The following is a 12,408-nucleotide window of genomic DNA, read 5'->3' as shown; positions in this document are numbered from 1 at the left end:
GCTGCGCCGCTCAGGAACGGAAGCGCAGATTGCGCCGCGTCAGCTGATCGACCGAGGTGCAGCCCATCAGCTTCATGTCACGCTCGAGCTCGGTGCGCATCGTCTCCAGCGCCCGCTCCACGCCCGGCTGGCCGGCGGCAGCAAGCGGGAAGAGGTAGTAACGGCCGAGCCCGACCGCTTTCGCCCCTAGCGACAGCGCCTTCAGAACGTGGGTTCCCCGCTGCACGCCGCCATCCATCATCACGTCGATCCGGTCGCCGACCGCATCGACGATCTCGGCCAGCTGATCAAAGGCGCTGCGCGAGCCGTCGAGCTGGCGGCCGCCATGGTTGGACAGCACGATGCCGGTGCAGCCGATCTCGACCGCGCGCTTGGCGTCCTCCACCGACATAATGCCCTTCAGGCAGAATTGCCCACCCCAGGCCTGCACCATGTCGGCCACGTCGTTCCACGACATGGAGGAATCGAGCATTTCGGTGAAATAGCGGCTGATCGACAGCGCGCCGCCATCCATCTTGACATGGTTTTCGAGCTGCGGCAGCCGGAAACCCTCATGCGTCAGCCAGCCGATCGCCCAGGAGGGCTTGATCGCAAACTGCATCATGCCGGCGAGATTGAGCTTGAAGGGAATGGAAAAACCGGTGCGCTTGTCGCGCTCGCGGTTGCCGCCGGTGATGCTGTCGACCGTCAGCATCATCGCCTGCACGCCCGCCGTTTTCGCCCGCGCCATCATCTCGCGGTTCAACCCGCGGTCCTTATGGAAATAGAACTGATAGACCTGAGGTCCGTCGCTGATCTGCCTGGCCTCCTCCAGGCTGATCGTGCCGAGTGAGGAGACGCCGAACATCGTGCCGTATTTCGCCGCCGCCGCCGCGACCGCCCGTTCCCCCTTGTGGTGAAACAGCCGCTGCAACGCCGTCGGCGAGCAATAGACCGGCATGGCGAGCTTCTGCCCCATGACCGTCACCGACATATCGACCTCGGCCACCCCTTTGAGAACATCGGGCACCAGATCACAATTGTCGAAGGCTGCGGTATTGCGCCGATACGTCACCTCGTCATCGGCGGCGCCGTCGATATAGTCGAAGATCGGCCCTGGAAGACGCCGCTTGGCCATGCGCCGGAAATCGTGGAAGTTATAGCAGTCTGTAAGGCGCATCTTTTTGCTCGAGCCGTTGATTTTCGGGGCGCAACCTAAAGCACGATTCGAAATCTTGCCAAGGCTTCATTGTACGATTTGCGACCTCTCGGCGCGAAGATTGGCCGCTCATCCCACCCGTCATGTCGGATCTACGCGGTTGGATCCGGCGAAATAGAGAACGACGCGGTTGCCGCCGGGATCGAACAGCTCCGCCTCATGCCACAGCTAGCTCTTGTCCTCCGGCCCGCTTGCGAACCGAAGTCCGGCTGCGCTAAGCTTGGCGACCGTTTCGTCCAGATCCTCGCACTCGAATAGACCGTCGTCCCGCCGCCGCCTTTCTCGCCCTGGTGAAGCGAAAAAGTGCTGTCCCCATCGGGGCAGACGACGCGCATACCGGGGACGCGCATCGACAACGGGGCGAAGACCGAGGACGCAGTAGAAATGCCAGCCCGCATCGAGGTCAGGCATCGTAACGGTCACCTGATTGAGGCGCATGATCCATATCCTCTGCTGAGGGCGCACCCGCATTGGCTCTGCCTTGCCGCGCTTCAATGCCAGTTATTGCATGGGATGCGATCCTTCAACACCTCTTTGCTTCGGCGCGGGGCATCCTTCAACGACCTCGTCCTGAGGCGCGCAGGCCGAAGGCCGGAGCCTCGAAGGACATGCGCCAGCGCTGCTCCTGCATTCATCGATTGGCAGCGCACCCGCCCCGCCCTTCGAGACCCCTGCGGGGCACCTGAGGGTGAGGCTCTCTTGGGGTATTGCGCTTATCCTCTGACGCGGCTCATGCTGTGCCACCGCGCTCCTCCGTGCTTCGGCGCGGCATCCACCGACGTCCCTCTGAGGCGCGCAGCCCACAGGGCGAAGCTTCGAAGGACACGCCGCAGCGCTGCTCCCTGTGCTCATCGAGAACAATCTGGTCAATACGCTCAACGGTTTCGTTCAGGAGGTCTGCCCGGTCGGTCGGCCGATTAAAAAGGAAAGCCAGGCGCTCGCCCGCGCGAAGAGTCGCCTTGATAGGCGGGGATCCCATGCCGGTCTGATCGCCGGATAAAAGCGCGACAGGAGGGACCAGTTGGGCAGGCGCTGTGCCCGTGTAGAAAGATGCGCCTCTCGTGCGGCAAGGGGCGCAGCCTCGATCAGGGAACCATCAGCGTCCCGATGCCGTGCGCGGTGAAGATCTCGAGCAGGACGGAATGGGCGCTCTTGCCGTTCAGGATGAAAACGCCCTGCACGCCGGCCTTGACTGACCTTCGGATCGTGCGGCCTGAGGTCGTTGACGGCGGCGAACTTGCGCCGCAGCTGGCTTTTGCTAGGCGAAGCTCCGCTGCATGCTGATGGCTTGTGCGACGAAATTTCGAACGACAGGCGAGCGCTCGTCACGCCGGGTCGAGAGGGCCAATCGTGCCTTTGGCGCGTCGCCGGCGATCGCAATGTAACGAACGCCGGGGACATTGATCTTGGTCATCTCCGCCGGTACGATCGAGATGCCGAGGCCGACGGCGATCAAGCTGGGAATCGCCGTGATTTGTGGCGCCGGCTGGCCAAGAACCGGTTCAAATCCCGCTCGTCGGCAGGCGGCGAGAATGTCGTCGAAAAAACCGGCGCCTGCCTCGCGCGGAAAGAGGACGAAGCTTTCTTCCGCAAGTTCGTCGAGCCGCAATGCCTGCGCTTTTGACTTGGCATGTCCGGACGGCAGGGCGATGACCATCGGCTCTTCGGCCAGAAGCTGAGACCTGGCTTGCGCCGGGTCGCCACTGCCCGGACGGATGAAGACGGCGTCGAGTTCGGCCGCATTCAGCCGTTCCAGCAATCGCGCAGTGGGCGCTTCCTCCAGGCTGAACCCGACCGCTGCATATTTCTCGCGAAAGACGTTGATCGCGGCAGGCACGATCGGATTGAAAACCGCTGAACTGGTAAACCCCACCCGCAGCCGACCCTGCTGGCCGTGCGCTGCCCGCAGAGCGCTTTGCCTTGCTTGTTCCGCCTGCAACAGGATGGCGCGAACTTCAGGCAGAAAAGCCTTACCCGCCTCGGTCAGTTCGGCGCCGCTCGGAAGGCGCCGGAAAAGCGACGTGCCAACCTCATTTTCAAGATCGCGAATCTGGTTGCTCAGTGGGGGCTGTCCGATGCCAACCCTGCGCGCCGCCCGCGTAAAGTTCAGTTCTTCAGCGACGGCAATGAAATAACGAAGGTGACGCAGCTCCATGTCATACCTTTAAGATATCAACATCGCCTGTGCAATATATTGGAAATACTCCTTTCGCCTGTCCACATAACCGCAGCGCACTCGCCTTGCCGGTGCGCGATTATAGCGATTCAGGAGTTCAACATGCGTGCAATTGGAAAGCAGTGGCTGATTACCGGTGTCAGCTCGGGCCTTGGCCGAGCCTTCGCGGAAGCCGCACTCGCAAAGGGGTACAGAGTCGTTGGCACGGTGCGCAACATCGAAGCCGCGAGACGGTTCGAAAATCTGGCGCCCGGTCGTGCCATCGCCGTTCAGCTCGACGTCGCCGATGTCGAGGCGATTGAACCGGTTGTTATGCATATCGAGAAATCAGTCGGTCCCGTGGACGTTCTCATCAACAATGCCGGCTACGGACATGAGGGAACATTGGAGGAATCGCTCATCGAGGAGATGCGCCGGCAATTCGAAGTTAATGTCTTCGGGGCTGTCGGAATGATGAAGGCTGTCCTGCCGTTTATGCGCCGGCGACGGGCAGGCCATATCATCAACATCACCTCCATGGGCGGTTTCATCACCATGCCGGGCATCGCATATTATTGCGGCAGCAAATTTGCGCTGGAAGGCGTGAGCGAGGTTCTTGCAAAAGAAGTGAAAGACTTCGGCATCTCGGTCACAGCGGTGGCTCCTGGCTCGTTCCGAACCGATTGGGCGGGCCGCTCCATGGTGCGCAGCGGCAGGAACATTGCCGATTACGATGCGCTATTCGATCCGATCCGCAGGGCACGTGAGGAAAAGAACGGCACACAGCCGGGCGATCCTCGTAAGGCAGCAGCAGCCGTGATGGCGCTGGTCGAGGCAGAAAAACCACCTGTCCATTTGGTGCTTGGAGCCGATGCCCTTTCGCTCATCCGCGACAAGCTGAAAAGCTTGAGCGCGGAAATCGACGCCTGGGAAAACCTCACGCTTTCGACGGATTTTGCCGAAGCATGAGAAAGGGGCGCCTGCAGGCGCCCTGTTCGATTAGGGCACGATCAGCGTTCCGATGCCGTGCTCGGTGAAGATCTCGAGCAGGACGGAATGGGCGGTCTTGCCGTTCAGGATGACGACGCCCTGCACGCCGGCCTTGATCGCATCGATGCAGGTCTCGACCTTGGGGATCATGCCGCCCGAGATCGTGCCGTCGGCGATCAGCGCATGCGCTTCGGCGACGGAAAGTTCCTTGATGAGCTGACCCTTCTTGTCGAGCACGCCGGGGACGTCGGTCAAAAACAGCAGGCGGGTGGCGTTGAGCGCGCCGGCTATGGCGCCGGCGAAAGTGTCGGCGTTGATATTGTAGGTCGCGCCGTCACGGCCCGGCGCCACCGGCGCGATAACCGGTATCATCTCGGAGCGGGCGAGCAGATCGAGCAGCGTGCGGTCGACTTCGACCACTTCGCCGACGAAGCCTAGATCGAGCACCCGCTCGATGTTGGAATCCGGGTCTTTGATGGTCTTGCGCGCCTTTTCGGCGAACACCATGTTGCCGTCCTTGCCGCAAAGGCCGATCGCCCATTCGCCGGTCTGATTGATCAGAGCGACGATCTCCTTGTTGATCGAGCCGGCGAGCACCATCTCGACGATCTCGACCGTCTTCTGGTCGGTGACGCGAAGCCCGCCTTCGAATTTCGATTCGATGCCCATCTTGGTCAGCATCGCGCCGATCTGCGGGCCGCCGCCGTGGACGACGATCGGGTTGACGCCCGACTGCTTCAGAAGCGCGATATCGCTGGCAAAGGCCTTGCCGAGCTCGGGATTGCCCATCGCATGGCCGCCGTACTTCACCACGATCGTCTTGTTTTCATAACGCTGCATGAAAGGCAGCGCCTGGGCGAGAAGACGTGCCTGGATTTCGCTTTCGGACTCGTTCATGGGGACCCCGCAGGAGTTGATCGCGGGCCTTTTATCGCAAGTTTCTGACAGAGGGAATAATCCAGACCGCAATAGTTTTTCGTATGTGGCACGGAGCCAAAGGAGTTGGACCCGCCGGCTGAGCGAAGCACGATATGGGGAACTCATGCAAGGCGATGAGATCAAGGACCTGATCGGCCGCGTCGCGCTCGATCGCCTGGCATTCGCTGCCCTCCACAACCAGACTGCACCGAAACTTTTCGCAATCTGCCTGCGCATCTTGAAGGACCGCACGGAGGCCGAGGATGCCTGCAGGAAGTCTATATCAGCATCTGGCAACGCGCTCGAAGCTTCCAGGCAGCCGCGATCGTCCTCGGCGTGGCTGGCCGCAATTGCCCGCAACCGGTCGATCGATCTGCGGCGTGCGCGCAAGCCCGTCACCGACGAACTCGAGAGCGTTTACGACCTTGCCGCTTCCGAACCCGACCCGGAAAGACAGACGGTGACGAAGGATGGAGGAAGGCGGATTGACACCTGCATGGAAGAGTTGGAAGCTGATCGTGCGGTCGCCATGAAACGGGCTTATGTCGAAGGGCTGGAGCTATCAGGAACTGGCGGATCACTTCGGCGTTCCGCTGAACACGATGCGGACCTGGCTCAGGCGCAGCCTCTTGAAACTGAGAGAGTGCATGGAACGATGACATCGCCCGACAAAAGCAAGGGAAACCGCTCCCGCGACGAGGTCCTCGCCGGTGAATATGTCTTGGGCGTCCTATCGCAGCAGGATCGCCGGGTGGTGGAAGAGCGCATGCGCCGCGATCGGATATTTGCGGCGATCGTCAGCCGTTGGGAAACCAACCTTTCCGCCTTCAACGACGAATATGACGGCGTCGCGCCGAGCCGGGAAACCTTCAAGCAGATCGAGTCCCGGCTGTTCGGCGAGGCCGGAAAACCCGCATCCTTTTCGCAGGGGCTGTGGAATTCGGCGATCTTCTGGCGCTCATTGGCGTTCGCCTGCATCGTCGTTGCCGTCAGTGCCGTCATCTTCGCCTCCGGCCTTGTGCCGCAGCCGCAGGGGCCGGCACCGCTGGCAGCCGAACTTTCGGGCCAAAACAACGCGATCAATCTCCGCGCCTCCTATGAGATCCAGAGCGGCCGGCTGAAGATCGTGCCTGTCGCCGCCGGCAAGCCGGAGGAGAAATCGCTCGAACTCTGGCTGGTGCCGGGCAGCGGCGCGCCGAAATCGCTCGGCATCTTCCAGCCCGGCGAAAGCGGCGAACTCGTCATTCCCGCCGATCTGCGCAATAATGTCGCCGATGGCGCAACCCTTGCCGTCAGCCTAGAGCCTTTCGGCGGCTCCCCGAGCGGACAGGTGACCGGTCCGGTCATTGCGAGCGGCAAGGTGCACCGGCCATAACGATGCCTCGCGCGATGCGATGGCCAGGACCGTCGCCAAGATAATCAAGGACAAGGAAGGGCAAGGACGAGGGCGTCGTCCACGTCGTCGATAAGGTGCTGTTGCCGACGATGTAAAACTATCCGTATGGCAGAGGCATCGGGGGCTCTGCGCAGCGCCGCTTTTATTTCCAACCTGCAATGCCGACGGTTTCGGCGATCGCCTGGCGCAGGTCATCGAGCCCGTCGCCTTTTTCGGACGAGGTGGACAGCACGTAGGGATAGGCGGCCGGGCGCTTGCGGATCTTTTCCGCCGTGTCGGCCAGAAGCTTCGGCACGGCCGGCGCCTTGATCTTGTCGGTCTTGGTCAGCACCACCTGGTACGAGACGGCCGCCTTGTCGAGCAGGGTCAGAACCTCCTCGTCGTTCTTCTTGATGCCATGGCGGCTGTCGATCAGCACGTAGACGCGCTTCAGCGTCGCGCGGCCGCGCAGGTAATCGAAGACGAGCTTCGTCCACTTGTCGACCTGTTCCTTCGGCGCCTGCGCATAGCCATAACCCGGCATGTCGACGATCGCCGTCGGCGGCAGGTCGCCCGCTTCGCCGGAATATCCGTCCGGTACAAAGTAGTTGAGTTCCTGCGTGCGCCCCGGTGTGTTCGAGGTACGCGCCAGACCTTTCTGACCGACCAGCGCATTGATGAGGGACGATTTTCCGACGTTCGAACGCCCGGCGAAGGCCACTTCCGGCGGTCCTTCCGGCGGCAGGAAGTTGAGCGACGGGACGCCGCGGATAAAAATCCATGGGTGGCCGAAGAGTGGCTTTTCGTGTTCGGGCATGCGGGCTCGGCAATCTCCGGGTTCAGTCTTCTGTCGGCTTCGTGGTTTTGGCGGCGGATGTCAAGCTTTCAGACGGCCAGCGTCTTGCTTCACAAGCTGGCCGGAAATGAAAAGCCCCGCCGAAGCGGGGCTTGAAAGCATCATTTCGACGGTGCCGTCTTTCGTCGGAACAGGCCCTTCAGATTGTCGAAGAGTTCGACCTTGACGCCGTGGCGCTTCATGATCACCGACTGCTGGATCACCGAGAGCGTGTTGTTCCAGGCCCAGTAGATGACGAGGCCGGCCGGGAAGCTTGCCAGCATGAACATGAACACCAGCGGCATCCAGTTGAAGATCATCGCCTGCGTCGGATCGGGTGGCGTCGGGTTCATGCGCATCTGCAGGAACATGGTGACGCCCATGATCAGCGGCCAGACGCCGAGATGCAGGAAGGTCGGCGCTTCAAAGGGCAGCAGGCCGAACAGGTTGACGATCGTCGTCGGATCGGGCGCCGAAAGGTCCTTGATCCAGCCGAAGAACGGCGCGTGCCGCATCTCGATGGTGATGTAGATCACCTTGTAGAGCGAGAAGAAGATCGGGATCTGCAGCGCCACCGGCCAGCAGCCGGCGATCGGGTTGATCTTCTCGTCCTTGTAGAGCTGCATCGTCGCCTGCTGCAGCGCCATGCGGTCGTCGCCGAATTTCGCCTTCAGCTCCTCCATCTTCGGCTGCATGCGCTTCATGTTCGCCATGGAGGCGTACTGCTTGCTGGCGAGCGGAAAGAACAGCGCCTTGACGACGATCGTCGTGCAGAGGATCGCCACGCCGAAATTGCCGAAGAAGCGATAGAAGAAGTCCATCAGCTTGAACATCGGCTTGGTGATGAAATAGAACCAGCCCCAGTCGATCAGCCGGTCGAACTTCGGGATCGAATAGGAGGCCTCGTAGCCGTCGATGACGGGCACTTCCTTGGCGCCGGCAAAGACGAGGTTCTTGAGCTCAACCGACTGGCCCGGCGCAACGGTGAAGGCATCGTCCTTATAGTCTGCCTGATAGCGCGGCTGACCGTCGGAAAAATACGAGAAGTGTGCCTCATAGGCTGACGTCTGCGGCGGTACGATCGTCGCCGCCCAGTATTTGTCGGTAATGCCGAGCCAGCCGCCGGTGGATTTCGCCGGGGCCACGGCTTCCTTCTCCACCGCGCTATATTTGCTTTCGATCAGGCCGTCGTCGCCGATGACGCCGATAAACCCTTCGTGCAGCACGTAGACGGAGGGGGTCGTCGGCTTGTTGTAACGCGTCACGCGGCCGTAGGAGGAAAGCGAGGCAGGAGCCTGGCTCGAATTCTGAACCTTGTCGGCGACGGTGAACATGTAGCGGTCGTCGACGGAAATCGTGCGAGTGAAGGTCAGGCCCTTGTCATTGGTATAGGAGAGCGTCACCGGTGTCTTCTCGGTGAGCTTGGCGCCCTCCGGCGCCGTCCACAGCGTCGAGGGACCGGGGACCGCACCCGTTGCGTCGCTGCCGATATAGCCGAGCTCAGTGAAGTAACCATCCTTGGTTTCGGCCGGGCTGAACAGCGTGATGGTCGGGCTCGAGTCGTCGACGGTCTCGTGATAGCCCTTGAGCTTCAGATCGTCGAGCCGGGCGCCGGCAAGGTTGATCGAGCCGGAAAGGGCAGGGGTGTCGATGGCGATGCGCGGGGTCTTTTCGAGCGCCTGCTCGCGCGTCGCCGTCGCGGCCGCCTGGCCGGACGGAGCCGCGCCGGTCGTCTGCGCCGGTGCGCCGCCGGCAGCAGCAGGCTGCTGCGTCTGCTCGGTCTGCTGCTGCGCCTTCTGCGCTTCCTGCGCCTTGCGCTGGGCCTCGATGCGGGGATTCATATAGAGAAACTGCCAGCCGAGGACGATCAGCACCGAGAGAGCGATCGCAATGAAATAATTGCGGTTGTTTTCCATCATAGGTTCCTGGGGCGTCCGTCTCCGGGGCGCCGGTGTTTCGGCCTGGTTTCCACGCGGGATTTCAATTCCGCGGCCAATTCCTGGAAGGACGCGTTGAGCACGTCCCTGCGCGCGACAACCACATAGTCGTGTCCGGGCTTCATTGCAAACCCCGCATGAAGCCGCACCGCCTCTTTCAGGCGGCGGCGCATGCGGTTTCGCTCTACGGCATTGCCATGTTTTTTGGTGACTGTAAAACCGACACGCGCCTGGCTGTCGGGTTCCTTCCGGTCGAGCACTTCGAGAAGGAAGAGTCCTCCCCGGCGTTTTTCGCCCTCGCGCACGGCAAGAAACTGCGGGCGGCTCTTCAGCCGCCCGACAGCGTGTTTCTTCTCACTGGTCGTCAATTCGCCCGCCATCTCTTATCGGGCAACCCGGCCTTAAGCCGAGAGACGCTTGCGGCCCTGCGCGCGGCGGGCAGCGATGACCTTGCGGCCACCCTTCGTGGACATGCGCGCACGGAAGCCGTGGCGACGCTTGCGAACAAGCTTGGATGGTTGGTAAGTACGCTTCATTTATTTAAACACCGCGGAGTGCGGCCCTTCTTGAATTTGCATGATGCAAGGAGCGTTGTTTTTCGAACGGGCGAGCCATGAAGGCCTAGGTGACCGGACGTGCGGCGGCTTATACGGATGAAGCCTGCCAAAGTCAATTATAACAGATCATTTCACCGCTAATGCTGGCCTGCGCGTGGTTTTCGCATGTAAGTGTTAATAAGTTTTCTCTGCTCCAGAAGGTTGTGCTTGATCGCCGCCGCGACGGAAAGTCATGCTTTTCAGCGACTTGCGCCCGGGGCGGACGCCGGCATGGCTAATATTCAGGGGCCATAATCGTAAACATTAGAAATGTAACTTTAAGGAATTTCGCGGATATTCGCACCATCAGCCGGGAACTGGCTTTCCAGGCAGTGATGGGAGCTAGGAGGCATTGCATTGAAGATCCGCGGCAAGATTAATCTGCTGGTTTGCGTAATGGGCGCCGTCGCCCTTCTGATCGGCGCAACGGCATTGTCCGCCATGCGCGAATACAGCCGCAACCTCACTGCTTACGAGCAGGCCGCCGCCCGCGCCTATGCCGGCGAGCGCCTCAACCGTTTCGTCACCGCTGTCGTCATGGAGTCGCGCGGCATCTATGCGGCGAAGACGATCAAGGATACGCCGAACTTCGCCAAGGGCATCACGGCCGCTCTCGATGAGATCGACAAGGTCATCGCCGGCTGGGCGCCGCTCGTTCCCGAAGGCGAGAAGGCCAACTTCGCCAAGCTCGTCTCTCGCGCCGCCGAATTCCGCACCTTCCGCACGGAAACGGCCCGCCTCGGCACCGAAGTCGGGCCCGAGGCCGCCAGCCAGCAGGGCAACAACGAGGCCAATCGCGCCAATCGCAAGGCCTTCCAGGCTGAAATCGACGCGGTCGTCGCTACCGACAAGGCAGCTCTCGACGCCGTCAACGCCGATATCGAAAGTTTCCGCTCCTGGGTCCTGATGCTCGTGCTCAGCATTACCGGCATCGGCATCGCGGTCGGCATCGGCATGGGCTTTTATATCGGCACCAGCCATCTGAGCCGCCCGATCAAGCGTGTCACCCACGCGATCAAGGAGGTCGCCAACGGCAACTTCGACGCCGAGGTTCCCTTTGCCGGCCGCAAGGACGAAATCGGCGAGATGGCCGCCGCTGTCGCGGTCTTCAAGGAGAACGGCCTTGCCGTCAAGCGCCTGAACGCTCAGGAGGCGGCGATGCGCGCCAAGAGCGACGATCTGCAGTCGAGCATGTCGGTCGTCGTGGCCGCGGCTGCGGCCGGCGATTTCAGCCATCGCATCGACAAGGACTATCAGGACGAGAACCTCAACCGGTTCGCCGGCAATATCAACACGCTGCTGTCGAGCGTCGATGCCGGGATCGGCGAGACCCGCCGCGTCATCGCAAGCCTTGCCGAAGGCGATCTGACCCAGACGATGAACGGCAATTTCCAGGGAGCATTCGCCGAGCTGCAGCAGAACGTCAACAACAGCTTCGTAACGCTGCAGGCGACGATGCGCGAAGTGCGCGAGACGACCGAAGCGATGAACGGCAACACATCCGAGCTGCGCAATGCCAGCGACGACCTGTCGAAGCGCACTGAGCAGCAGGCGGCGGCCCTCGAACAGACCTCCGCGGCGCTCGACGAGATCACAGCCGTCGTCCAGAACTCCACCGAGCGGGCGCATGAAGCGACCGTCATGGTCTCAGAAGCCAAAGAAAATGCCGGCCGCTCCGGCGTCGTCGTCCGCAACGCCGTCGAGGCCATGGGCCGCATCGAGCAGGCCTCGCGCGAAATCAGCCAGATTATCAACGTTATCGATGAGATCGCCTTCCAGACCAACCTCCTGGCGCTGAACGCCGGGGTCGAGGCCGCCCGCGCCGGCGAGGCCGGCAAGGGCTTCGCGGTGGTCGCGCAGGAAGTGCGTGAACTCGCCCAGCGTTCGGCGACCGCTGCCAAGGACATCAAGGCACTGATCACCAAATCGGGTGATGAGGTGCAGGTCGGCGTCAAACTCGTCCAGGCGACCGGTGAGGCACTGTCGGAAATCGGCGCCCGCGTCATCGCCATCAACGACCATATCCATTCGATCGCCACGGCCGCGGTCGAACAGTCGACCGGTCTCAAGGAGGTCAATACCGCCGTCAACCAGATGGATCAGGTGACCCAGCAGAATGCTGCAATGGTGGAAGAAACCTCTGCCGCCACGCACCGGCTTTCAGCCGAAGCCAACGGGCTGGTGCACCTCATTGCCCGCTTCAAGCTTTCGGATGCGGTGGCGCCCGTGGCGCTTGTGCGCAACGAGCCGCACAGGCAGCCGGTCGCCTCACCCGCCCGCCGCGCGATCGCCAAAGTCGCCCGCGCCTTCGGCGGCAGTGCGGCTGCAGCCGAGCAGAGCTGGGAAGAGTTCTGAGACTTTTCCAACAGGTGCGACGTTGAGATGGAGGAGGCCGGCGCGGCAT

11 protein-coding genes and 2 pseudogenes are annotated in these 12,408 nt (G+C 61.7%); 4 read left to right on the top strand and 9 right to left on the bottom strand.

What is annotated here, in order from left to right; genetic code table 11:
- Positions 1-10: 10 nt before the first annotated feature.
- The 4 genes and pseudogenes from AC13QO_RS00065 to AC13QO_RS00050 all read right to left on the bottom strand — a co-directional run bounded on the left by AC13QO_RS00065 (position 11) and on the right by AC13QO_RS00050 (position 3,353).
- On the bottom strand, positions 11-1,159 hold the full coding sequence (locus AC13QO_RS00065; protein ID WP_488539621.1) for an alpha-hydroxy acid oxidase: 1,149 nt from the start codon (positions 1,157-1,159) through the stop codon (positions 11-13).
- 207 nt (positions 1,160-1,366) lie between these two features.
- Positions 1,367-1,636 (bottom strand): VOC family protein, encoded by a 270-nt coding sequence (locus AC13QO_RS00060; protein ID WP_488539620.1) that lies wholly within the window; start codon positions 1,634-1,636, stop codon positions 1,367-1,369.
- Between the two features lie 647 nt (positions 1,637-2,283).
- A pseudogene (locus AC13QO_RS00055) lies at positions 2,284-2,388 on the bottom strand (acetylglutamate kinase); the annotation flags it as partial.
- A 68-nt stretch (positions 2,389-2,456) separates the two neighbouring features.
- On the bottom strand, positions 2,457-3,353 hold the full coding sequence (locus AC13QO_RS00050; RefSeq protein WP_488539619.1) for a LysR family transcriptional regulator: 897 nt from the start codon (positions 3,351-3,353) through the stop codon (positions 2,457-2,459).
- Between the two features lie 123 nt (positions 3,354-3,476).
- On the opposite strand from AC13QO_RS00050, the gene AC13QO_RS00045 reads away from it, so the two are divergent.
- Positions 3,477-4,322 (top strand): oxidoreductase, encoded by an 846-nt coding sequence (locus AC13QO_RS00045; protein WP_488539618.1) that lies wholly within the window; start codon positions 3,477-3,479, stop codon positions 4,320-4,322.
- Positions 4,323-4,352: 30 nt separating this feature from the next.
- On the opposite strand, the gene argB is transcribed toward AC13QO_RS00045, so the two are convergent.
- Complete coding sequence (gene argB / locus AC13QO_RS00040) at positions 4,353-5,240, bottom strand: acetylglutamate kinase (protein WP_011423809.1); 888 nt, start codon at positions 5,238-5,240, stop codon at positions 4,353-4,355.
- On the opposite strand from argB, the pseudogene AC13QO_RS00035 reads away from it, so the two are divergent.
- Both AC13QO_RS00035 and AC13QO_RS00030 read left to right on the top strand, forming a co-directional pair.
- Positions 5,182-5,592 (top strand): annotated as a pseudogene (locus tag AC13QO_RS00035) (hypothetical protein); the annotation flags it as partial. The gene argB and the pseudogene AC13QO_RS00035 overlap by 59 nt on opposite strands.
- A gap of 324 nt (positions 5,593-5,916) precedes the next feature.
- Positions 5,917-6,636 (top strand): anti-sigma factor, encoded by a 720-nt coding sequence (locus AC13QO_RS00030; RefSeq protein WP_285192125.1) that lies wholly within the window; start codon positions 5,917-5,919, stop codon positions 6,634-6,636.
- Positions 6,637-6,799: 163 nt separating this feature from the next.
- Here AC13QO_RS00030 and yihA read toward each other — a convergent pair whose 3' ends face one another.
- The 4 genes from yihA to rpmH form a co-directional block, all read right to left on the bottom strand.
- The gene (yihA, locus tag AC13QO_RS00025; protein WP_085776766.1) at positions 6,800-7,453 is read right to left on the bottom strand and encodes a ribosome biogenesis GTP-binding protein YihA/YsxC; all 654 of its coding nucleotides are present in this window, start codon (positions 7,451-7,453) and stop codon (positions 6,800-6,802) included.
- A 140-nt stretch (positions 7,454-7,593) separates the two neighbouring features.
- The gene (gene yidC / locus AC13QO_RS00020) at positions 7,594-9,387 is read right to left on the bottom strand and encodes a membrane protein insertase YidC (protein WP_285191867.1); all 1,794 of its coding nucleotides are present in this window, start codon (positions 9,385-9,387) and stop codon (positions 7,594-7,596) included.
- The gene (rnpA, locus tag AC13QO_RS00015; RefSeq protein WP_285191866.1) at positions 9,387-9,788 is read right to left on the bottom strand and encodes a ribonuclease P protein component; all 402 of its coding nucleotides are present in this window, start codon (positions 9,786-9,788) and stop codon (positions 9,387-9,389) included. The genes yidC and rnpA overlap by 1 nt, the downstream gene beginning before the upstream one ends.
- Positions 9,789-9,809: 21 nt before the next feature.
- Entirely contained in the window at positions 9,810-9,944 is a 135-nt protein-coding gene (gene rpmH / locus AC13QO_RS00010) for a 50S ribosomal protein L34 (protein ID WP_008524438.1), read from the bottom strand.
- 417 nt (positions 9,945-10,361) lie between these two features.
- Between rpmH and AC13QO_RS00005 the strand changes: the two genes are divergently transcribed.
- Entirely contained in the window at positions 10,362-12,359 is a 1,998-nt protein-coding gene (locus AC13QO_RS00005) for a methyl-accepting chemotaxis protein (protein WP_285191864.1), read from the top strand.
- Positions 12,360-12,408 lie beyond the last annotated feature (49 nt).

The organism is Rhizobium sp. CNPSo 3670, from assembly GCF_057784555.1.
Note: the sequence above shows the minus strand (reverse complement) of the source record. Positions and strands in the feature narration are given on the sequence as shown.